The sequence below is a fragment of the Streptomyces sp. NPDC005794 genome (assembly GCF_042871445.1).
Lineage (GTDB): Bacteria > Actinomycetota > Actinomycetes > Streptomycetales > Streptomycetaceae > Streptomyces.
Window position 1 is genome coordinate 244,296 of record NZ_JBIAIN010000011.1, and the last position, 20,101, is coordinate 264,396.

At 70.2% G+C, this 20,101-nt stretch carries 20 protein-coding genes and 1 pseudogene; 12 read left to right on the forward strand and 9 right to left on the reverse strand.

The window, feature by feature from the left end:
- Positions 1-5: 5 nt before the first annotated feature.
- A complete protein-coding gene (locus tag ACFYQ5_RS19925; RefSeq protein WP_389199059.1) occupies positions 6-515 on the reverse strand; it encodes a hypothetical protein in 510 nt (169 codons plus the stop codon).
- A gap of 111 nt (positions 516-626) precedes the next feature.
- Here ACFYQ5_RS19925 and ACFYQ5_RS19930 point away from each other — a divergent pair, with 111 nt between their 5' ends.
- The gene (locus tag ACFYQ5_RS19930) at positions 627-824 is read left to right on the forward strand and encodes a zf-HC2 domain-containing protein (protein WP_389199061.1); all 198 of its coding nucleotides are present in this window, start codon (positions 627-629) and stop codon (positions 822-824) included.
- Here ACFYQ5_RS19930 and ACFYQ5_RS19935 read toward each other — a convergent pair.
- Positions 758-1,327 carry a sigma-70 family RNA polymerase sigma factor gene (locus tag ACFYQ5_RS19935; RefSeq protein WP_389199062.1) on the reverse strand — a complete coding sequence of 190 codons (570 nt, stop codon included), beginning with the start codon at positions 1,325-1,327 and terminating at the stop codon, positions 758-760. The two genes, ACFYQ5_RS19930 and ACFYQ5_RS19935, sit on opposite strands and share 67 nt — an antisense overlap.
- A gap of 257 nt (positions 1,328-1,584) precedes the next feature.
- Between ACFYQ5_RS19935 and ACFYQ5_RS19940 the strand changes: the two genes are divergently transcribed.
- Positions 1,585-2,808 (forward strand): CapA family protein, encoded by a 1,224-nt coding sequence (locus ACFYQ5_RS19940; RefSeq protein WP_389199064.1) that lies wholly within the window; start codon positions 1,585-1,587, stop codon positions 2,806-2,808.
- A gap of 21 nt (positions 2,809-2,829) precedes the next feature.
- Here ACFYQ5_RS19940 and ACFYQ5_RS19945 read toward each other — a convergent pair whose 3' ends face one another.
- Positions 2,830-3,291, reverse strand: a complete 462-nt coding sequence (locus ACFYQ5_RS19945; RefSeq protein ID WP_389199066.1) for a universal stress protein — start codon at positions 3,289-3,291, stop codon at positions 2,830-2,832.
- A gap of 165 nt (positions 3,292-3,456) precedes the next feature.
- On the opposite strand from ACFYQ5_RS19945, the gene ACFYQ5_RS19950 reads away from it, so the two are divergent.
- Entirely contained in the window at positions 3,457-4,302 is an 846-nt protein-coding gene (locus tag ACFYQ5_RS19950) for a polysaccharide deacetylase family protein (RefSeq protein WP_389199067.1), read from the forward strand.
- Positions 4,303-4,326: 24 nt separating this feature from the next.
- Here the strand turns inward: ACFYQ5_RS19950 and ACFYQ5_RS19955 are convergent, their stop codons facing one another.
- Positions 4,327-4,989, reverse strand: a complete 663-nt coding sequence (locus tag ACFYQ5_RS19955; RefSeq protein WP_389199069.1) for a class F sortase — start codon at positions 4,987-4,989, stop codon at positions 4,327-4,329.
- A 325-nt stretch (positions 4,990-5,314) separates the two neighbouring features.
- Here ACFYQ5_RS19955 and ACFYQ5_RS19960 point away from each other — a divergent pair, with 325 nt between their 5' ends.
- On the forward strand, positions 5,315-6,025 hold the full coding sequence (locus ACFYQ5_RS19960; RefSeq protein WP_389199071.1) for a hypothetical protein: 711 nt from the start codon (positions 5,315-5,317) through the stop codon (positions 6,023-6,025).
- A 98-nt stretch (positions 6,026-6,123) separates the two neighbouring features.
- Here ACFYQ5_RS19960 and ACFYQ5_RS19965 read toward each other — a convergent pair whose 3' ends face one another.
- Positions 6,124-6,672: a hypothetical protein gene (locus tag ACFYQ5_RS19965; RefSeq protein ID WP_389199072.1), complete on the reverse strand. Its 549-nt coding sequence runs from the start codon at positions 6,670-6,672 to the stop codon at positions 6,124-6,126.
- 193 nt (positions 6,673-6,865) lie between these two features.
- Positions 6,866-7,633, reverse strand: a complete 768-nt coding sequence (locus ACFYQ5_RS19970; RefSeq protein WP_389199074.1) for a hypothetical protein — start codon at positions 7,631-7,633, stop codon at positions 6,866-6,868.
- Positions 7,634-7,822: 189 nt separating this feature from the next.
- On the opposite strand from ACFYQ5_RS19970, the gene ACFYQ5_RS19975 reads away from it, so the two are divergent.
- From ACFYQ5_RS19975 to ACFYQ5_RS19990, 4 genes and pseudogenes are all read left to right on the forward strand, one after another.
- Positions 7,823-8,041 (forward strand): hypothetical protein, encoded by a 219-nt coding sequence (locus ACFYQ5_RS19975; RefSeq protein WP_389199075.1) that lies wholly within the window; start codon positions 7,823-7,825, stop codon positions 8,039-8,041.
- 370 nt (positions 8,042-8,411) lie between these two features.
- Positions 8,412-9,010 (forward strand): annotated as a pseudogene (locus ACFYQ5_RS19980) (hypothetical protein); the annotation flags it as partial.
- 205 nt (positions 9,011-9,215) lie between these two features.
- Positions 9,216-10,034 carry an SAM-dependent methyltransferase gene (locus tag ACFYQ5_RS19985; RefSeq protein WP_389199110.1) on the forward strand — a complete coding sequence of 273 codons (819 nt, stop codon included), beginning with the start codon at positions 9,216-9,218 and terminating at the stop codon, positions 10,032-10,034.
- Positions 10,031-12,205 (forward strand): putative bifunctional diguanylate cyclase/phosphodiesterase, encoded by a 2,175-nt coding sequence (locus tag ACFYQ5_RS19990; RefSeq protein ID WP_389199077.1) that lies wholly within the window; start codon positions 10,031-10,033, stop codon positions 12,203-12,205. The genes ACFYQ5_RS19985 and ACFYQ5_RS19990 overlap by 4 nt, the downstream gene beginning before the upstream one ends.
- 11 nt (positions 12,206-12,216) lie before the next feature.
- On the opposite strand, the gene ACFYQ5_RS19995 is transcribed toward ACFYQ5_RS19990, so the two are convergent.
- Complete coding sequence (locus ACFYQ5_RS19995) at positions 12,217-13,149, reverse strand: LysR family transcriptional regulator (protein WP_389199112.1); 933 nt, start codon at positions 13,147-13,149, stop codon at positions 12,217-12,219.
- Positions 13,150-13,245: 96 nt separating this feature from the next.
- Here ACFYQ5_RS19995 and ACFYQ5_RS20000 point away from each other — a divergent pair, with 96 nt between their 5' ends.
- Genes ACFYQ5_RS20000 through ACFYQ5_RS20010 form a run of 3 tightly spaced genes read left to right on the forward strand, consistent with a single transcriptional unit; the run spans position 13,246 to position 16,647 of the window.
- Positions 13,246-13,953, forward strand: coding sequence for a succinate dehydrogenase (locus ACFYQ5_RS20000; protein ID WP_389199079.1), 708 nt, complete (start codon positions 13,246-13,248; stop codon positions 13,951-13,953).
- A gap of 1 nt (position 13,954) precedes the next feature.
- The gene (locus ACFYQ5_RS20005; RefSeq protein WP_389199080.1) at positions 13,955-15,904 is read left to right on the forward strand and encodes a fumarate reductase/succinate dehydrogenase flavoprotein subunit; all 1,950 of its coding nucleotides are present in this window, start codon (positions 13,955-13,957) and stop codon (positions 15,902-15,904) included.
- Entirely contained in the window at positions 15,901-16,647 is a 747-nt protein-coding gene (locus ACFYQ5_RS20010) for a succinate dehydrogenase/fumarate reductase iron-sulfur subunit (RefSeq protein ID WP_387391812.1), read from the forward strand. Before ACFYQ5_RS20005 ends, ACFYQ5_RS20010 begins: the two co-directional genes overlap by 4 nt.
- A 21-nt stretch (positions 16,648-16,668) precedes the next feature.
- Here ACFYQ5_RS20010 and ACFYQ5_RS20015 read toward each other — a convergent pair whose 3' ends face one another.
- On the reverse strand, positions 16,669-19,095 hold the full coding sequence (locus tag ACFYQ5_RS20015; RefSeq protein WP_389199082.1) for an ABC transporter: 2,427 nt from the start codon (positions 19,093-19,095) through the stop codon (positions 16,669-16,671).
- Between the two features lie 98 nt (positions 19,096-19,193).
- Positions 19,194-19,385: a DUF6381 family protein gene (locus ACFYQ5_RS20020; RefSeq protein WP_389199084.1), complete on the reverse strand. Its 192-nt coding sequence runs from the start codon at positions 19,383-19,385 to the stop codon at positions 19,194-19,196.
- Between the two features lie 219 nt (positions 19,386-19,604).
- Between ACFYQ5_RS20020 and ACFYQ5_RS20025 the strand changes: the two genes are divergently transcribed.
- Positions 19,605-19,931: a plasmid stabilization protein gene (locus ACFYQ5_RS20025; protein ID WP_389199086.1), complete on the forward strand. Its 327-nt coding sequence runs from the start codon at positions 19,605-19,607 to the stop codon at positions 19,929-19,931.
- Positions 19,932-20,101: the final 170 nt, after the last annotated feature.

Below are 20,101 nucleotides of genomic sequence, written 5' to 3' on the forward strand. Positions count from 1 at the left end.
GCCGTTCAGTACAGATGGACCGCCAGATGCCCCAGAGGCAGTCCGAGCCGCCAGGCCGGCGTCCACACCCGCGTCTCGCCCTCCTCCCCGCTGTCCACCGGCTCCCACGAGGGCGGGCCGAGCGCGTCGAGGTCCGCGGCCAGTAGTTCGGTCTCCTCCAGCCACCGCCAGGCGGCCCGCGCCAGGGTGAGGTCGGGGTCCGGAGGCCCGGCCGGAGCACACGGCCGCTCCAGTGCCTCCAGCCGCGCGCAGACCCAGCGCCTCCAGCCGGCGCCGTACGCCGTGAGCAGCCGCAGCTGGTGCACGCGTGCCACGCAGAGCTCATCGGCGACCGGCCCGTCGGAGAGGAAGATCGTCAGGGCGAGCGCGTCACGCCCCGCCCGGTACTCCAGGGTCGTCGGCTCCATCAGGTCGCCGGTCGCCAGTACTTCGTCAGCGATGTACTCGGAGTACATCCACGCCATCGGGACCAGCAGCCCGCCCCCACCGGTTCCTTCGTGATCTTCGGGACGCATCCCGTCTCGCCTCTTTCGTCGACTCGGCACCGGGCCACACGCAGCATTGAACCGGGGGCACGCGCCCCGCGTGGGCAGAAGAGCAGGATCCGTAGGGAGATTCGAGGTGCGATGACTGCCGACCGCGGCGACGGCCCGCATGTACGGCTACTGCTGGGCGCCTATGTGCTCGATGCGCTGGAAGCGGACGAGAGCTGCTCGGTCGCCCGGCATCTCCAGCGGTGCGGGGCATGCGCCTCGGCCTATGTGGAGGTGGCGGACGCCGTCTCCCTGCTCGCGCTGCTCCACGCGGACGACCTGCTGGAATAGCCGGGCAGATTGCGGCTCAACAACCGCAGTGCGTAGTACGAGCGGGACTTGACGGTGCCCGCGGGTATGCCGAGGGCCTGCGCGGTCTCGCCCACGCTGAGCCCCCGGAAGTAGATCTGCACGAGCACCGCGCGGTGCTCGGGGCTGAGCATCCGCACGGCCTCGCGCACATCGAGCGCGTGGACGGCCGAGTCCGCGGTGTCGTCCTGGGCGGGGGCACTCTCCAGAACCACATCGCTGACCTCCGTCGGCCGGGCCTGCCGGGACCTGCGGGCATCGATGGCCAGCCGGCGGGCGACGGTGAAGAGCCAGGGGCGCATCGAGTCGTAATCGGCGTCGAACGCCTCCGGGTGCAGCCAGGCGCGTACCAGCGTCTCCTGCAACAGGTCCTCCGCCCGTTGCCGGTCGCCGAAGGTCAGTCCCAGCAGGAAGTTGAACAGGGCGGGCCCGTGTTCCCGCTGCAGCTCCGCCAGGGCCCGCTCATCGGTTGTCGCAGTGGTCATCGTGAACGTCCTTTCCCGAAGAGGCCTCTGACGCCTCGCTCCCGCCTGGCGTATACGAACGCATCGGGGAGCGCGGGAACAGGCGACGCACCGAGGTGTGCGCCGAGCGGTCGCACGGAGCGGCGAGTGGTGCGGTGAACGGTCGGCGGGCGGCGATACGGCTGATTCAGGTACTTTGCGGCTTTTGTCCTTGACTAGTCAGTATGAATATATGTGTATTCGGATGGCCGAAATCGTCCGAACTGGGAGTCGTGCAGATGACGAAGCGCATCCGACAGGGCGCGGCGATCGCCGTCGCCGGTCTGCTCGCCACCGCAACAGCCTGTGCCGGTCAGCCGTCTTCGCCCCCCGGGTTCGCCGGCCGGCACCTCTCCGCCGAGCGGGATGCGAACGGGGCGGGAGCCGGGGGAGCGGAAAGCGCGCGCGCCTTCACACTGCTGGCCTCGGGCGACATCCTGCCGCACTCCGCGATCATCGACCGGGCTGCCGCCGACGCCGGTGGCGGTGGCTACGATTTCCGCCCGATGCTCAAGGGTGCCGCTCCCGCGGTCTCGGGTGCGGATCTGGCCATCTGCCACATGGAGACGGTGTACGGCCAGGACGGCGGCCCCTATACCGGCTATCCGTCCTTCAAGTCGCCCCCTGAGGTGGCGACCGCGCTGCGCGCCACCGGCTTCGACTCCTGCTCCACCGCCTCCAACCATTCCCTGGACGACGGCGCCCAGGGCATCGGGCGCACGCTCGACGCGCTGGACCGCGCGGGCATCGCTCATGCGGGATCCGCGCGTTCGGCGGAGGAGGCGTCACGCCCCACCCTGCTCACAGCCGGCAAGGGCAGGAACGCGGCGAAGGTGGCCCACCTCGCGTACACCTACGGCACCAATGACATCCCGTTGCCCGCCGGGCAGCCCTGGGCGGTCGACCTGATCGACAAGGACCGGATCCTCGCGGACGCCAGGGCCGCCCGCAAGGCGGGCGCAGACGTGGTCGTCGTCTCGCTGCACTGGGGCACCGAGTGGCAGGACGCCCCGGATGACGTCCAGCTCGGACTCGGCCGCGAACTCACGGCCTCCGGGGCCGGGGACCGGCCTGACATCGACCTGATCCTCGGCACCCACGCCCATGTCCCGCAGGCCTACGAAAAGGTCAACGGAACCTGGATCGTGTACGGCATGGGCAATCAGGTCGCCGGTGCCATGGTCAACCACGAGGGGGCCCGGGACCCGCGCGCCCATGAGAGCTCGATGGGCCGCTTCACCTTCGAGCCGCCGGCGAAACCCGGGCAGCGATGGGCCGTCAAGAAGGCCGAATTCATTCCGCAGTGGTTCGACATCGAGGCGGGGCGCGTCGTCGGCCTGGATCCCAAGGCCCCCGCCCCGGCCGGAGATTCCGGCGGCCGGCTACGCGAGATCCGGGACCGGATCCAGGACGTCGTGCTCAGCCGGGGAGCGGCCCAGGACGGCCTCGCCGCCGGGAAGTGACGCCCGGCACCCGCCGGAGGGTCACGGCACGACGGTGACCGGCCAGCGCCCCGCCTTCACGAGGCGGACCGCCACCGAGCCGACGAAACGGTGCCCGGCGGACTCCGACGCGCCCACGACCACGGCGTCCGCCTTCAGCTCGTCGGCCGCCGTCACCAGCCCGTTGTACGGATCCCCGTGGAACGTGTGGAACTCCCATCGGACATTCCATATGTCCTTGAGCCGTTCGGTCGAGGCCCTGATCTCGTTCACCAACTCCTCGGCGACCTCCCCGGTCGCTTCGGCGACCGGGGCTCCCAGCGCGGCGCCGGCCGACATCACCGGCTGGACGTAGACGAGCGCGAGCATCGCGTTCTGCCGACGGGCGAGGCCCGCCGCATACGCCGCGGCGCGCATCGAGGACTCGGACCCGTCGAGACCCGCGACGATCACCTTGGGGCCGTCCGTGCCGCGCTCGAAACGGTGGGGTTGCTGGTCAGTCACGGCCTTGAGGGTAGCCGCTCCCGACCGTCGTCCTCCGGGCGCCTCCGCGAGGCCCCGGGATCTCTCCGCCGGGCGACGCCGAGGCGCTCCATCCATCGGGTGTAAATCATCTCATATCAGGTGTCGACGGCAGGTGCGGTCCTGACTCCGTGCGAGCAGTTGGTCATGAAGCATGATCAGATTCCAGCGGAACGCCGCACCTTGCTGCGCCTCGCGCTCGCGCTGGGAGCCGCCACAGCCGTGCACATGGTCGCCGCGGATCCGGCCGGGACGCCCGCACGTCCCGGCGGCGAGCCGCCGGCTCCGGCCGCCGGTCCTCCGGCGGGGGCCCAGGCGGCCCCCGGGGCCTACCGGCTGCGGCCCATGACCTCGCACACGCCGCCCCGCTTCCGCCCCTCCGCGCCGCCCGTCCGCACCCGGCCGTTCGAGGAACTGTCCGAACTGGGGAGTGACGCCATGGTGCTCAGCTTCGACGACGGCCCCGACCCGCGGTACACCCCGGACATCCTGGCCACGCTGCGCAGGTACGGCGTCCGGGCGATGTTCTTCGTCTGCGGCGAGATGGCGGCCGACAACCGCGACCTGCTCCGTGAGATGGCCGACGACGGGCACGTGGTCGGCAACCACTCCTGGTCGCACCCGCTGATCCCGAAGCTCTCCCGAGGCGAGATCCGCGACGAACTGGGCAGCACCAGCGAGGTGATCGAGCAGACGCTGGGCGCCCCGCCGCTCTGGTACCGGGCCCCGTACGGTGCCTGGAACCGCAATTCCTTCGAGATCGGTGCCGCCATGGGCATGGAACCGATGGCCTGGACCGTCGACACGCTGGACTGGACGACGCCGGGCACCGGCACCATCGTCCGCAGGGTCGAGAAGGGTGCGGCGCCCGGCGTCGTGGTGCTGTCCCACGACGCGGGCGGCGACCGGTCCCAGAGTGTGGCCGCTCTCCGGCGGTACCTCCCCGCGCTCATCGAGAGGGGCTACCGCCCGACCGTGCCGTACCGCAACTGACGGCCGTGTGAGAGGTTCGTACCGTTATCGCGTCTCGATCAGCCGCGCGAAGACCACCACGTTCGCGTCGTAGCCGTCGGCCTTCGAGTAGGCCCCGCCGCAGGTGATGACCCGCAGTTCGGCGTGTCCCGTGTCGCCGTACACCCGGGCCCCGGGAAAGTCGTGCTTGGAGAAGACTTCGACGCCGTAGATCTCGAACACCGCGATTCGGCCGTCGTAGCGGGAGACCTCGACCTGCCGGCCCTTGCTGAGTGAGCCCAGTCCGTAGAAGACCGCAGGACCGGCGAGGTTGTCGACGTGGCCGACCATCACGGCGGTCCCGCGCTGGCCCGGGGCGATGCCGTTCTGGTACCAGCCGGCGAGGTTCGGGTCCTGCGCGGGCGGTGCCTCGATCCAGCCGGCCGGGTCGAGGTTCACGTCGACGACGGGCGCGTCGACCTGGATCGACGGAATCTGGATGCGTGCGGCGGGGGCGTACGCAAGCGGCGGTACCGGCTCGCCGTCGACCGGCGTGGACACCGCGGTGTCCCGGGGGCCGGCCACCGAGGCCGCGGCGGCGGGCTGGGGCGGCCCGGGGGACGTCTCCACGCCGTTGCGCATGAGAGCGAGCCCGGTGAGCATCACCAGGGCGATCGCGCCCCATGGTGTGCGTCTGCTCCGCTCGGCGCCCCACTGGTCCCGGCCCATGGTTCTCCCTTCGTCGCGACACCGCCACGCTAGGCGGGGGTCTGTGCGGCGGCGATCAGAGAAGGGCGAACGGGTGGCGGCCGACCGGGCGGCGACGCCGGCGTCTTCTCTTCGGAGTAATGAGCGGATAAAAATCCTGACGGTCCGTGACCTGCGGCTCCGTCAGATTCCCGACGCGGCCCACGGCGTGTCGGATCACCGGGGTGGAGCAGTGCCGAAGTGCGGACATGTGCGGTATCTGGTGAGGGTTCGTCATGGGACGCGTACTCGTCGACCGAACCCGGAGAACATGACTCCGGGGCGCTTCCCGCTGGAGGTTCAGAAGATGCGTGCTTCACGCGCTCTCGCGGTGACCGCTACCGCATTCGCGGCGGTCGGGCTGGCTGCCCCGCTGGCCACCGCCGGCGGTGGCCCGGGCAGCAACCCGAGCAACTTCCCCACCAATGTCACCGTCAACCCGTCCTCGGTCCACCAGGGCGCCACCATGCAGGTCAGCGCGGAGGGCTGCGGCCGCTCCGGCGGCAAGGTGTGGTCGAACGCGTTCCCGACGGTGAACCTCTCGCCGGGCCGGGTCGGCTACGCCACGGCGCACATCCGGGACAACGCGACGCCCGGTCAGTACAGCCTGTCCGTGAAGTGCAACGACAGCGACAACAACTTCGGCGGCAGGGGAGGTGACGGTGGTCAGGGCGGCGGCAACGGCAACGACGGCGAGCGCGGCCAGGGCGGCAACGGCGGCCAGGGTGGCAACGGCGGCAATGGCGGCAACGGCAACGGCAACGGCAATGACGGCGAGCGCGGCCAGGGCGGCAACGGCGGCCAGGGTGGCAACGGCGGCAATGGCGGCAACGGCGGCGACCCGGTCGCGACGGCCCGCTTCACGGTGCTTCCCTCGCGGGGTGCGCAGGGCGGCCTCGGCGGCTCGATGGGCCCCAGCTCCGTCGAGATGCAGGTCGGTGGCGGTCTCGTCGCGGCGGCAGCCGCCGGCGGCGCGGCCTTCGTCCTCCGTCGCCGGATGAGCAATGCGGGGATCTGACGCGTCGAACCTCCTGCCCGGTCCGATACGCCCGTCGCCCCGAGTCCTGGATGAGGACCCGGGGCGACTGTCGTGTGCCTGTATGCGATGCCTGACCGTCAGTGCTGACGGCTGGTGCGGCGCTTGCGCAGAACGTAGAAGGCGCCGGCCGAGGCGACCGCCACCAGCGCGGAACCGGCGGCGATCTCCGCGGGGTCCATCGTGTCGACGCTGCCGCCGAGACCGCCCAGTACGCCGCTGGGGGAGGCGGTGGAACTGGTCGTGGGGGCCGTGGTGGGAGCGGTCGTCGGGGAACTCGTGGCGCCGCTCGTGATGGTGAGGTCGGCCGACCGCGTGGTGGTGCCGCAGCGGAAGGTCACCTCGTAGACCGCACCCCGCTTGGCGTCCCGGTCGACCGTGGCCGTGGCAGACCTCCCGCTCGGGATGGTGGTCGTGTCGAACACGCCTGAGAACGCGGTCGCATCGGTGCTGCAGCCCATGGCGCCGAGCGTGACCCGGCCTCCCGGCGCGACCGTCGACGGAGTGATGGTCGGCGTGAACGAGGTGGACGTGCCGCCGTTGAGTACATCGGCCGATGCGGCCGGTGCCGTCAGTAGGCAGGCGGCGGCGCCCAGCAGGGCGACGGGTGCGACACGTATCGCGCGCATGGTGAATCCTCCGGGTCCCGAGGGGCAGCCGCGGAACGGATTTCCGCGAGACGTGAGAAATGCACCTCGATGCACGAAACAGTAGAAGTGCCGCATACCACCCGCGATCGGTGTCAGGCGAATGGGGCAGCCTTGTCCCCCGGCCGGCGGACCGCCCGGCGGACGGCCCAGGGGGGCGTGGGCAGGCGTGCTCCTATGTGCCTGCGGCGTGCGGGAACAGATCCACGAAGGGAGCCGTGGTCGCCGAGATGCCCCGGCCGAAGGGGGCGTCGAAATCCCAGATCAGGAAGAGCAGGAACGCGATCAGGACGCTGAAGAGGCCCGCCAGCAGCAATTCACGGAACGTTCTCCGGATCTGGAGCGTGAAGATCAGCCCGACCGTGACCACGGCCCCGGTGATCAGACCGAACCAGACGACTCCCGGCATGGTCGCACCGGCGTTCTGCCCCCGGGCCCCCCGCGCGTCGTCCACCGCGGCAACCTGGTCCACCAAGGGCTGGTACGCCTGCCCTTCGTGGTCCGTCCGTGGCTTGTACTCCGTCACGTCGGCCCGCACCCGGTCGAGAAGTCTGGTGCCCTCCTCGGTGAGGCGTCCGTGGTCCGTCATCGACCTCCATTCGTCACCGATCACATGAGTGACGTACGCGTCGACGTCGGCTCGGATACGTTCGCGGGCCTCGGCCGGGTAGACGGCGGACCGCGCGCTCACCTCGTGCAGGGCCTGTGCCTCGAGACGTACCGACTCCTGGGCGGCGCTGCGGCCCTCCCAGACGCCTGCGATGGCCAGGCCGAGCACGATCGCGTACACCACGCCGATCATCATCGTCATGTACTCGATGACGTCGGGGGTCTGGGACGGATCGTCGTCGTCCGCGAGGCGGCGGTTGCTGAGGACGGCGATGGTCAGGACGACAGCGCATGCCGATGCCATCGCGATGGTCAGAACAAGCCATTCCGACATGGGTTCCCCTCTTCGGTCAACTGGACGAGCGGGGCCGCAGCACCGCCACGGCGAAGACAGCGGGTGCGGTGATCAGAAGGGTGAGCGAGACCAGTGACGGTCCGGTTCGGGGTGCCTTGCGCGGTGGCTTTCTGTAGGCGGGGAGCGCGACGGGTGGCGGGGCCACTGGGGTGGGGCGCACGGTGGGCCGTGGTGACGACGGTTCCGGATCCGGTTCGGGGGGCGTGGGGGCAGGCGGAGGCGGGGGAGGTGAGGGAGGAGGTGGTGGAGGTGCAGGAGGCGGAGGCGGGGGAGGCGAGGGAGGAGGTGGTGGAGGTGCAGGAGGCGGAGGCGGGGGAGGCGAGGGAGGAGGTGGTGGAGGTGGCGCGGGCTCGGGTTCGGGTTCTGGCTGGGGTTCTGGCTCGGTGATGACCGCGCCGCACCGCCCCTCGCCCGCCACGGCGACGGACGAGCCGTCCCCTTGTCCGATGGAGGCGACCGCACAGTCGTCACCGGCCGCCGGCAGCGGGACGGCGAGCAGCAGGAGCAGGGTGGCGGCCGTCAGCCGCCCTATGAGTGATCCGTACACGGCGGGGAGCATGTTCCCTCCAGCTGCCGGACACGCCGAGCATGGGGCTGATTCGCCTGATGGAGGGGACATCGGACTGTTCGCGTTTGCGCTCGTCGGAACTTTTTCGGGCTCTCGTTGAACACCGGGGCGTCGGCCGACCCTGCCCAGGGCCACGAAAGACGCGGATTCGGGTGACGAACGGCAGGGAAAACAAGGGGAGTCGGCAGCGGCTACGGCTCGGACGGTGGCTACGGATCCCCCGCACCCGAACCGTCCACCTCGCATGGCGCAGGTGACTGTGTGAGGGCGTGGCCCCTCGTGCCCGCCCGGAACGCTGTACCGAGGACACCCGGCCCGGTGACGCCAACGGGCAGGGCGTCGGCGGGACATGGTTCGCCGCCTCGCCAGACGGAGCGAAAGCGGCGCCGAACGCGGACGTATCCGCCCGCGGTGAGCAGGCCGGCCGTGCCGGACTTTCGGTCTGTGAGGATCCGGAACTCGGAGACATCGTCGCCGACAGGCGTGGCCTGACTGTTTTCCGCTTCAAGAAGGACGCGGCGTGCCCGATGAAGTCCGCGTGCACGGGAGACCGCCTCAAGAAGTGGCCGGTCGTCGGTCCCGTACCGAAGAATGACGTCGCAGGCGTCACCACGAAGGGATTCGTCACCTTCAACCGTCCGGACGGCATCCACCAGCAGTCGCTCGACTGCTGGCCCCTCTGCGTCTTCTCCGGTGACGCGGAGCCGGGAGACGTCAACGGCCAAGGTGCCAGCGGCACATGGAACGCGGTCTTGCCCGACGCGAAGCTCGTCGGAGCCCTCAAGTAGAACGCAGAAAACGCTTGCTGTTTCCGGTCCGTCGTCGAATGCGCACACGCAGCGACGAGCAGGCCGCACATGCCTCTGGTGTGTGACCAATAACGGATCTCTAATTTCCGTTTCCACTCGCTCTCTTGGCGGTCGGTCAGTAGCCTCTGGTCAACACTGACCATGAACATGGCCGGATCACCGTGGCGACTTGTTGGAGACATCGATGGAGCGTCCCGCCTGGGCACCGCGAGGCATTGACATCTCGATGCCGAGCGTGTCTCGCATGTACGACTTCTACCTGGGCGGTTCGCACAATTTCGAGGTGGACAGGGAAGCGGCCCGCAAGGCCATGGAGTTCGTGCCTGGCCTGCCCAAGGTCATGCAGGCGAATCGCGCCTTTATGCGGCGGGCCGTGCACTACGCCACGGCGTCGGGCGTCAATCAGTTCCTGGACATAGGCTCCGGCATCCCGACCTTCGGCAATGTGCACGAAGTCGCCCAGGGAGCCGACCCCGAGGCCCGGATCGCCTACGTCGACCACGACTCGGTCGCGGTCGCACACAGCCGTGCGGTGCTCGAGGGCAACGAGCGGGCCGTCATCGCCGCGGCGGATCTGCGCAAGCCCCAGGAGATCCTGGCGCACCCGGAGATCGACGGATTCCTCGACCTGGACAAGCCGGTGGCGCTCCTCCTGGTGGCGGTGCTCCACTTCGTCGAGGACGCCGACGATCCGTACGCCGCGGTCGCCGAGTTGCGCGACGCGCTGGCTCCCGGCAGCCTGCTGGTCGTGACCCACGCCTCGTACGAGGGGATCCCGCTCGCCCAGGAGGAGGCGGGCGGGGCGGTCGATGTCTACCGGTCCATCCGCAACCCGCTGAGCATGCGTTCGCGCGTGGAGATCAGCCGCTTCTTCGAGGGGTACGAGATGGTCGAGCCCGGGCTCGTCGCGATGCCCGCGTGGCGTCCCGAGTCCCCGGCGACGCTCGCTCAGGAAGATCCGTTCGCCTTCTCGGGCTTCGCCGGGGTTGGGCGCAAGGCGTGAACATTCCCGCCCAGCCGTCCGGCACGCCGGACGCCGAACCCGACGGCCCTGAGGGTCGGCTCCGGAGATTCGCCACCATCTGGAGCCGGGCCATCTTCCCGTCCACGGCCACCTCCCTGACCCGCCTGGAGTTCGAGGAGCATCTGCTGCCGCTCGCCCGGGACCTCAGCACCATCCTGCACACCAGGGTCTTCGACGCGACGCCCGCGCACGGCGTCGGAGCCGCGCTGGTCGCGGCACACTGCACCGATCCCGACGCCCTGAGCTCCACCCTCGGTGTCATCGACTCCTACCTGGTCCTGTACTGCGGCGGCAACGGGCCGGTGGAGCTGTCGACCGAGGACAGCCGGGCTCGTTGCGCGCGGATCCAGCACGCGCTCGCCGGCGGGTTCACCCAGGCGCTGCGTGAGCGGACCCTTGCCGAGCAGGAGGCGATCGCCCGCTCGACGTTCGCCGCCCGCTCGGACGCGGAGCAGGCGCTGCACGCCACCGAGGCACGCTTCCGCGCCGTGTTCAAGGACGCCGCCATCGGAATCGGCATCGCCGACCTCGAAGGCAACATTTTGGAGATCAACGACACCCTCACCCGGATGTTCGGCGGCCTGGAGAACCACGTCCGCAGCCACAAGCTGAACGAGTGGGTGCACCCCGAGGACTCGCCGTACGTATGGAAGTACTACGACGAGCTGGTGCGCGGCGAGCGTGAGCACTACAGCGTCGAGAAGCCGTACTACCGGAACGACGGCACCGTCCTGTGGACCAATCTCACCGTCTCGCTGCTGCGGGACTCGGAGGGGCGGCCGGAGTACCAGCTGGCCCTCATGGAGGACACCACCGAACGGCGGCTGCTCAATCTGCGGCTGCGCTACGAGGCGACCCATGACGCGCTGACCGGCCTGCCCAACCGCACGCTGTTCTTCGAGCGTCTGGAGAAGGCCCTCGCGCCCAGGGAGGGCATGCGCTTCGGGCTCTGCTATCTCGACCTGGACGGTTTCAAAGCGATCAACGACAGCCTGGGTCACGCGGCGGGGGACCGGCTCCTGGTCGAAATCGCGGACCGGCTGCAGAGCTGTGCGACCGCCCCCGGCGAGATGGTCGCGCGGCTAGGCGGTGACGAGTTCGTGGCCCTCACGACCGGACCGCGTACCCAGGACGAGGTCCACGAGCTGGCCGGACGCATCCTCCTGGCGCTCGCCACGCCCGTCCGTCTCGACGGCCGCGAGCTGACGGTACGCGGATCAGTCGGCGTCGTCGAAGGCCCGTCGGGAGAGCGCACCGCCGCCGAGGTGCTGCGCAGCGCCGACATCACGATGTACCGGGCCAAGGCGGCGGGCGGGAACCGTTTCGCGCTCGCCGACGCCGAGGCCGACGCCCGCGCCATCACCCGGCACGGACTGACCACGGCGCTGCCCACGGCGCTGGACCGCGGCGAGTTCTTCATCGAGTACCAGCCGCTGGTGCACCTCGGGGACGGCAGTGTGCACGGCGCGGAGGCACTGGTGCGCTGGTGCCATCCGCAGCACGGAGTGCTCGGTCCGGACCGGTTCATCCCGCTCGCCGAGCACACCGGGCTGATCGTTCCGCTCGGCCGCTGGGTCCTGGAGGAGTCCGTCCGCCAGGCGAACTTCTGGCAGGAACGTCACACCGACGGCGGCCCCCTGCGGATCAACGTCAACCTCTCGCCGACCCAGCTGCAGCACCCGGGGCTGGTCGCCGAGACCGTCGACGTGCTGGAACGCTCCGGTCTGGAGCCCGGCGCACTCTGTCTGGAGGTCACCGAGTCCGCGCTGATCGGCGCGGACGACGATCTGCTCAAGCCGCTGCGCCAGTTGGCGGAGATGGGCGTCGACATCGCGCTGGACGACTTCGGCACCGGCTACTCGAATCTGGCGAACCTCCGCCGCCTGCCGGTGAGCGTGCTCAAGCTGGATCGTTCCTTCACCCGTGGCATGCAGCACCACCCGGCCGACCCGGTCGATCTGAAGATCGTCGAGGGCATCGTGTCGCTCGCCCACAGCCTGGACCTCGCGGTCACGGTGGAAGGTGTCGAGACCGGCGCCCAGGCCGACCAACTGCGTCAGATCGGCTGTGACACCGCCCAGGGCTGGTACTACGCGCGGCCGGGCGCCCCGGACCGGATCCACTCGCTGCTGCTGGCGGACGCGGTCTGAAGGTGCCGCCCTCAGCCGCCGGCCGGGCCCGGCCCGTCGGCGGCCGAGGGCACGGCCGCAGGCCCCGCACCCAGCAGCATCCGCTGCAGCTCGCGCGCCGCACGCGGCGGTTCGACGTCGCTGCGGTGCGCCAGCGCGATCGTGCGCCGCAGGCCCGGTGAGGCAAGTGGCGTCGTCCGCAGGTCCTGGCCGGCCCGCACGGCGACCATGCGGGGTACGACGGCGATCCCGAGGCCTGCCCGCACGAAGCCCAGTACGGCGTCCATCTCGCCGCCCTCCACGGTGAACGACGGCTCGAAGCCCTCCGCCCGGCACGCGGCGACGGTCAGCTCCCGCAGGTCGTAGCCATGGCGGAACATCACCAGCGGTTCGTTCTCCAGGTCGGCGACGTGTACGGAGCCCTTCCGCCCGGGTGCCTGCCGTGAGGCCGACGACACCACCACCAGGTCCTCGTGCAACAGCTCCACCGTGGTGAGCGCGGGCGAGGCGGCGGGCAGCGGCAGCACGAGCAGCGCGAGATCCAGAGCGCCCCGGGCCAGCTGCCGCACGAGGTCGTGGGAGCCGCCCTCCTCGATCAGGAGCTGGATCCCCGGGTGCGCGCCGTGGAAGGCGCGCAGCACATCGGGCAGCAGGCCGGTGCAGACACTCGGGGTGGCGCCGAGCCTGATCCGTCCCCGGCGCAGCTGGACCAGCTCCTGCACCTCGTGCCGTGCGGTGTCCGCGTCCGCCAGGATCCTGCGGGCGAGCGGCAGCAGCGCCTCGCCCGCGTCGGTCAGTGCGATGTTGCCGCGCGCCCGGCTGAACAGCTCGGCACCCAGCTCGTTCTCCAGGGCCTTGATCTGCTGGGAGAGCGAGGGCTGCGACACGTGCACCGCTTCGGCGGCCCGGGTGAAGTGCCTGGCCTCTGCCACGGCCACGAAGTAGGCGAGCTGCTGGAAGTGCATGAAGCCGACGATAGCGAACGTCATAGGGACTGCCTATGGAGATGAGTCATTTCATGTCTTGGACTGATGATGCCCTTCGCCTCTAGCGTCGTGTTCATGGCATTGGCAACGCGGGCGGACCGACGGCCGTCCATGACGCGTACGCTCTGGGACTCGTCCGTCGGGAAGAAGACGATCATGGCTGTGAGCGGCCTGATCATGCTGGGTTATCTGGTGGTCCACATGCTGGGCAACCTGAAGATCTTCTTCGGATCAGACGAGTTCAATCACTACGCCCATTGGCTCCGGACCCTCGGCGAGCCCTTCCTGCACTACGAGTGGGCGCTCTGGATCGTCCGCGTGGTGCTCGTCGCGGCCGTCGTCCTGCACGCCGTCTCCGCGTACCAGCTGAGCCGCCGTGACCTCAGGGCGCGCCCGACCGCGTACGTCCACAAGAAGGCGCGCTCGAGCTACGCCACGCGCACCATGCGCTACGGCGGCGTCATCCTCGCGCTGTTCATCGTGTGGCACATCCTCGACCTGACGACCGGCACCGTGCACACCGGCGGATTCCAGTCCGGCCACCCCTACCAGAACGTGCTCGACACCTTCTCGACCTGGTACGGCAACGTGATCTACATCGTCGCCGTGCTCGCCCTGGGACTGCACGTCCAGCACGGATTCTGGAGTGCGGCGCAGACCCTCGGCGTGGGCAGCGCGACCCGGGACCGCGTCCTGAAGACCCTCGCCACTGTCCTCGCAGTGGTGCTGACGGCCGGCTTCGTGTCCGTGCCCGTCGCCGTGATGACCGGAGTGGTGAGCTGACATGAGCGACTACACGAACTACCGCACCGGCGAGCCCGTCGTCGACGCCAAGGCGCCCGGGGGTCCCGTCGCCGAGCGCTGGGACACCCGCCGCTTCGAGGCGAAGCTCGTCAACCCGGCCAACCGCCGCAAACACACCGTCATCGTCGTCGGCACCGGCCTGGCCGGCGGCTCGGCCGGCGCGACGCTCGCCGAACAGGGCTACCACGTCGTCCAGTTCTGCTTCCAGGACTCACCCAGGCGGGCCCACTCCGTCGCCGCTCAGGGCGGGATCAACGCCGCCAAGAACTACCGCAACGACGGCGACTCGGTGCACCGCCTCTTCTACGACACCGTCAAGGGCGGCGACTTCCGCGCCCGCGAGTCCAACGTCCACCGCCTGGCCCAGATCTCGGTGGAGATCATCGACCAGTGCGTCGCCCAGGGCGTCCCCTTCGCCCGCGAGTACGGAGGGCTCCTCGACAACCGCTCCTTCGGTGGCGTCCAGGTCTCCCGGACCTTCTACGCCCGCGGCCAGACGGGGCAGCAGCTCCTCCTCGGCGCCTACCAGGCGCTCTCGCGCCAGATCGCCGCGGGCAACGTCGAGCTCCACTCCCGCACCGAGATGCTCGACCTGATCGTCGTCGACGGGAAGGCCCGCGGCATCGTGGCCCGCGACCTGGTCACCGGGAAGACCGACACGTACTTCGCCGACGCGGTCGTCCTGGCCAGCGGCGGCTACGGCAACGTCTTCTACCTGTCGACGAACGCCATGAACTCCAACGCCACGGCGATCTGGCGCGCCCACCGCCGCGGCGCCTACTTCGCGAACCCCTGCTTCACCCAGATCCACCCCACCTGCATCCCGCGCACCGGCGACCACCAGTCGAAGCTGACGCTGATGAGTGAATCCCTGCGCAACGACGGCCGCATCTGGGTCCCGAAGGCCAAGGGCGACGACCGGCCCGCCGGCCAGATCCCCGAGGACGAGCGGGACTACTACCTGGAGCGCATCTACCCGGCCTTCGGCAACCTCGTGCCCCGCGACATCGCCTCCCGCGCCGCGAAGAACGTCTGCGACGAGGGCCGCGGCGTCGGCCCCGGCGGCCAGGGCGTGTACCTCGACTTCGCCGAGGCCATCGCGCGCATGGGCAGGAAGAAGGTCGAGGAGAAGTACGGCAACCTCTTCGACATGTACGCGCGGATCACCGCGGAGAACCCGTACGAGACACCGATGCGCATCTACCCGGCCGTGCACTACACGATGGGCGGGCTCTGGGTCGACTACGACCTCCAGACCACGATCCCCGGTCTCTTCGCCATCGGTGAGGCCAACTTCTCCGACCACGGCGCCAACCGTCTCGGCGCCTCCGCGCTGATGCAGGGCCTGGCCGACGGCTATTTCGTCCTGCCGTCCACCATCAACGACTACCTGGCCCGCAACCCGCACACCGAGGAGATCGACGCAGGCCATCCCGCCGTCACGGAGGCCGTCGCGGAGACCGAGGACCGGCTCAACCTGCTCCTCGCGGTCGACGGGGACCGCACCCCGGACTCCTTCCACCGGGAGATCGGTGAACTCATGTGGGAGTTCTGCGGGATGGCCCGCACCGAGGAAGGGCTGCGCAAGGCGCTGGACCGGATCCCGCAGATCCGCGAGGAGTTCTGGCGCCGCATCAAGGTGCCCGGCACCGGTGAACAGTTCAACCAGTCGCTGGAGAAGGCCAACCGCGTCGTCGACTACCTGGAGCTCGCCGAGCTCATGTGCCTCGACGCCCTGCACCGCGCTGAATCCTGTGGCGGCCACTTCCGTGAGGAGTCGCAGACCCCGGACGGCGAAGCCGCCCGCCGCGACGAGGAGTTCTCCTACGCCGCGGCCTGGGAGTTCAGCACCACCGGCGACGCTCCCGTCCTGCACAAGGAAGACCTCGTCTTCGAGTACGTCCACCCCACTCAGCGGAGCTACGCATGAAGCTCACCCTGCGCGTCTGGCGCCAGCAGAACGCCGAGGCGCCCGGCGCCATGGCCACCTACGAAGTCGACGGCATCTCGCAGGACATGTCGTTCCTGGAGATGCTCGACACCCTCAACGAGGAACTCATCCTCAGCGGGGACGAGCCCGTCGCCTTCGACCACGACTGCCGCGAAGGCATCTGCGGGGCGTGCAGCCTCGTCATCAACGGCGACGCCCACGGCCCGGAGCGGACCACCACCTGCCAGCTCCACATGCGGTCCTTCGACGACGGCGACACGATCGACATCGAGCCCTGGCGCGCCTCGGCCTTCCCGGTCGTCAAGGACCTCGTCGTCGACCGCTCCTCCTTCGACCGGATCATCCAGGCCGGTGGATACATCTCCGCCCCCACCGGTACGGCGCCCGACGCGCACGCCACCCCGGTGCCCAAGCCGGACGCCGACTCGGCCTTCGAACACGCCGAGTGCATCGGCTGCGGTGCCTGCGTCGCCGCCTGCCCGAACGGCTCGGCGATGCTTTTCACCTCCGCCAAGGTCAACCACCTCAACGTCCTCCCGCAGGGGGCGCCCGAGCGCGAGACCCGGGTGCTCGACATGGTCGCCACCATGGACGACGAGGGTTTCGGCGGCTGCACCCTCACCGGGGAGTGCGCCACGGCCTGCCCCAAGGGCATCCCGCTGCCGTCGATCACCGCGATGAACAAGGAGTGGCTGCGCGCCAACCGCAAGGTCCGCCGCTGATCCCGTCCCCGCCGCGGGGAGTCAGCCCGTCCGCAGCGCCTTCGCCAGGTACGCGGCCGTACGGCTCCCCGCCGCGCGGGCGACCTCCCGCGGTGTGCCGGTGGCGACGATCCGGCCGCCCCGGTCACCGCCGCCGGGCCCCAGGTCGATCACCCGGTCCGCACCGGCCACCACCGCCATGTCGTGCTCCACGACCACCACGGTGTTCCCCGCGTCGACCAGGCCGTGCAACTGCCGCATCAGCACGTCCACATCGGCTGGATGCAGCCCCGTAGTCGGCTCGTCCAGCAGATAGAGCGTGTGCCCCCGCCGGGCGCGCTGCAGCTCCGTGTCCAGCTTGATCCGCTGTGCCTCACCACCCGACAGCTCCGTAGCCGGCTGGCCCAGGCGCAGATAGCCGAGCCCCACATCCAGCAGGGCCCGCAGACTGCGCTCGGCAGCCGGAGTCCCGGCGAGGAACCCGGCCGCCGCCTCCACCGTCAGGTCCAGCACCTCGGCGATCGTGAGTCCGCGCAGGGTCACCTCCAGCGTCCGAGGGTTGTAGCGCGCGCCATGACAGTCCGGGCAGGGAGCGTACGTACTGGGCAGGAAGAGCAGCTCGACCGAGACGAAGCCCTCGCCCTGACAGGTCTCGCACCGCCCGCCCGCCACATTGAACGAGAAGCGGCCCGCCCGGTACTTCCGGGCCCGTGCCGTCTCCGTGTCCGCGAACAGCTTCCGCACGACGTCGAACAGCCCCGTGTACGTGGCCAGGTTGGACCGGGGCGTACGGCCGATGGGCCGCTGGTCGACCTGCACGAGCCGGTCCACCGCCTCCAGTCCCTCCGCCGACGTACAGCCCCGCGCCACCGGCGCGGCAGGATCCTCCGCGGTCTCCGCCGACCGCCGGTCGGCGAGTACACCCGCCAGCACCTGGCCGACGAGGGTCGACTTGCCCGACCCCGACACTCCGGTGACCGCAGTCAGCACACCGAGCGGGAACGCGGCGTCGACGCCGCGCACATTGTGCAGGTCCACACCGCGCAGCGTGATCCAGCCGGACGGGGTGCGCGGCTCGCGCGCCGGCGCCGGGCCCTCGTCGAAGAGGAACCGCCGGGTCGCCGACGCGGCCACCCCCGCCAGTTCCGCCGGAGGGCCGCTGTGCAGGACCCGGCCTCCGTGCTCGCCCGCCAGCGGTCCCACATCCACCAGCCAGTCGGCCTGCCGCACCACATCCATCTGGTGCTCCACCACGAACACCGAGTTCCCCGCCTGCTTGAGCCTGCCGAGCACACCGAGCAGGGACTCCGTGTCGGCGGGGTGGAGGCCCGCCGACGGCTCGTCCAGGACGTAGACGACGCCGAACAGCCCCGACCGCAGCTGCGTGGCGAGCCTCAGCCGCTGCAGCTCGCCCGAGGACAGCGTCGGGGCCGTACGGTCGAGGCTGAGATACCCCAGGCCCAGCTCGGTGACCGGCTCGATGCGTGCCAGCAGGTCGGCCGTGAGCACCCGCGCCGTGTCACTCCCGCCGCCCGCCTCCAGCAGCACCTCGGTGAGGGAGGTGAGGGGCAGCGCGACGAAGTCGGCGATCGTACGGCCGGCGAAGGTGACCGCCATGGCCTCCGGCCGCAGCCGGCCGCCGCCGCACACCGGACACGGAGCGCTTGTCAGGAAGCGCTCCGCTTTCGCCCGCAGCGTCCGGCTCCTGGAATCGGCGAACGTGTGCATCACATAGCGGCGCGCACTGATGTACGTACCCTGGTACGGGCGTTGGATACGGCCCGCGTCGCGTACCGGATGGACCGTCACCACGGGCTGCTCGTCGGTGAACAGAATCCATGCGCGGTCCGTGGGCTCCAACTCCCGCCACGGACGCTCGATGTCGTACCCGAGCGCGTCCAGCACATCGCGCAGGTTCTTGCCCTGCCAGGCCCCCGGCCACGCCGCGATCGCCCCCGCCCGGATCGACAACGACGGGTCCGGTACGAGCAGTTCCTCGGTGGTGCGATGGATCCGCCCCAGGCCGTGGCACTCGGGGCACGCGCCGGCCGCCGTGTTCGGTGAGAAGGAGTCGGAGTCGAGCCGCTCGGCACCCGGCGGATACTCGCCGGCCCGCGAGAAGAGCATGCGCAGGGAGTTGGACAGTGTGGTCACCGTACCCACCGAGGAGCGTGATCCGGGTGCCGACCGGCGCTGCTCCAACGACACGGCGGGCGGCAGGCCGGTGATCTCACCGACATCGGGCGCCCCGACCTGATGGATCAGCCGGCGGGCGTACGGCGCGACGGACTCGAAGTAGCGGCGCTGGGCCTCCGCGTAGATCGTCCCGAAGGCGAGGGAGGACTTTCCCGAGCCCGAGACGCCGGTGAAGACCGCGAGTGTGTCGCGCGGGATGTCGACGTCCACGTCGCGGAGGTTGTGCTCGCGCGCGCCGCGCACCCGGACGTACGGATCATGGGGGGTGGACATCGGCGTTCCGGCTCCGTGGGGGATCGGTGGGCTGGGCATGCTTCTGCCGGTGATCCTCCCGCACGCGTGAGGACCACCGGCAGCGAGGGGCGCCGGACCTACACCATCGGGTCCATGCCGCGGTCGCGCATGGAACTCTCCTGCTCGCTCTGCTCCCGCAGGCGGCGGGCCTTGTCCTGCAGCCGCTGCCGCTGCTCGGGATCGGTGGCGCGTTCCGCGGCCTCGTTCAGTTCCTGTGCCTTGGCACGCAGCTGCTGGGCGCGGCCGCCGGACTCACCTGCAACACTCATGATCACTCCTGGATCTGTGGGGGGAGCGGACACCGTCAAGCGAATCAGCGACCGGGCCCGCCTGCATCTCGACGGCCACGTTCCGCGACGCGCACGGCCGGAGGTGTGCCTGCCCCCGTGCCCCGTTCGGATCGCCCGCCCGGCAGGCGTACCCAGGAGGGTGTGGGGTAGTGGGTGCGGCGGTGCACCACCGTCGTCCGACAGTGAGGAGCGGCGCCCATGCCCGCAGGATCCAGTTCCAAGCGCGAACGTCAGTACGAGCACATCAAGGAGGGTGCCGAGAAGCGCGGCACATCCACGAAGCGCGCCGAGGAGATCGCGGCGCGCACCGTCAACAAGGAGCGCGCCCGCTCGGGCGAGTCCAGGACCGCGAGCCGGACGTCCCTCCGGGACCCCAAATCGTCCTCCGAGCGCGGTGGACAGCGCTCCCACAGCGGAGCGGAGGGGCCGACCAGGGACCAGTTGTACGAGGAGGCCAAGAAGCGCAACGTGGAGGGCCGTTCCTCGATGAACAAGGAACAGCTGCGCAAGGCCCTCGGGCGCTGACCGAGCCGCGGATCCGGCGGCTGCCGAGAGCGCCCTGCCGTCAGCCGCCGTCCTTCCGCCGACCCTCGACACGGCTCTAGGCCCGGACTTCGCGGGTCGTTGATTCGTATGATGTGACCGGTCCGGGCGTGTCCCGGACCGGTGGTGTGGCGTTGGGTGGGGTGTGTCGA

Excerpts from the sequence above, each read along its gene's own strand:
- ACFYQ5_RS19985 (WP_389199110.1), top strand. The coding sequence starts at position 9,216 with ATGGAGCGTCCCGCCTGGGCACCGCGAGGCATTGACATCTCGATGCCG.
- ACFYQ5_RS20000 (WP_389199079.1), top strand. The coding sequence starts at position 13,246 with ATGGCATTGGCAACGCGGGCGGACCGACGGCCGTCCATGACGCGTACG.
- ACFYQ5_RS20020 (WP_389199084.1), bottom strand. The coding sequence starts at position 19,385 with ATGAGTGTTGCAGGTGAGTCCGGCGGCCGCGCCCAGCAGCTGCGTGCC.
- ACFYQ5_RS20025 (WP_389199086.1), top strand. The coding sequence starts at position 19,605 with ATGCCCGCAGGATCCAGTTCCAAGCGCGAACGTCAGTACGAGCACATC.
- ACFYQ5_RS19950 (WP_389199067.1), top strand. The coding sequence starts at position 3,457 with ATGAAGCATGATCAGATTCCAGCGGAACGCCGCACCTTGCTGCGCCTC.
- ACFYQ5_RS20005 (WP_389199080.1), top strand. The coding sequence starts at position 13,955 with ATGAGCGACTACACGAACTACCGCACCGGCGAGCCCGTCGTCGACGCC.
- ACFYQ5_RS20015 (WP_389199082.1), bottom strand. The coding sequence starts at position 19,095 with ATGTCCACCCCCCATGATCCGTACGTCCGGGTGCGCGGCGCGCGCGAG.
- ACFYQ5_RS19960 (WP_389199071.1), top strand. The coding sequence starts at position 5,315 with ATGCGTGCTTCACGCGCTCTCGCGGTGACCGCTACCGCATTCGCGGCG.
- ACFYQ5_RS19935 (WP_389199062.1), bottom strand. The coding sequence starts at position 1,327 with ATGACCACTGCGACAACCGATGAGCGGGCCCTGGCGGAGCTGCAGCGG.
- ACFYQ5_RS20010 (WP_387391812.1), top strand. The coding sequence starts at position 15,901 with ATGAAGCTCACCCTGCGCGTCTGGCGCCAGCAGAACGCCGAGGCGCCC.
- ACFYQ5_RS19940 (WP_389199064.1), top strand. The coding sequence starts at position 1,585 with ATGACGAAGCGCATCCGACAGGGCGCGGCGATCGCCGTCGCCGGTCTG.
- ACFYQ5_RS19965 (WP_389199072.1), bottom strand. The coding sequence starts at position 6,672 with ATGCGCGCGATACGTGTCGCACCCGTCGCCCTGCTGGGCGCCGCCGCC.
- ACFYQ5_RS19925 (WP_389199059.1), bottom strand. The coding sequence starts at position 515 with ATGCGTCCCGAAGATCACGAAGGAACCGGTGGGGGCGGGCTGCTGGTC.
- ACFYQ5_RS19970 (WP_389199074.1), bottom strand. The coding sequence starts at position 7,633 with ATGTCGGAATGGCTTGTTCTGACCATCGCGATGGCATCGGCATGCGCT.
- ACFYQ5_RS19955 (WP_389199069.1), bottom strand. The coding sequence starts at position 4,989 with ATGGGCCGGGACCAGTGGGGCGCCGAGCGGAGCAGACGCACACCATGG.
- ACFYQ5_RS19995 (WP_389199112.1), bottom strand. The coding sequence starts at position 13,149 with ATGCACTTCCAGCAGCTCGCCTACTTCGTGGCCGTGGCAGAGGCCAGG.
- ACFYQ5_RS19930 (WP_389199061.1), top strand. The coding sequence starts at position 627 with ATGACTGCCGACCGCGGCGACGGCCCGCATGTACGGCTACTGCTGGGC.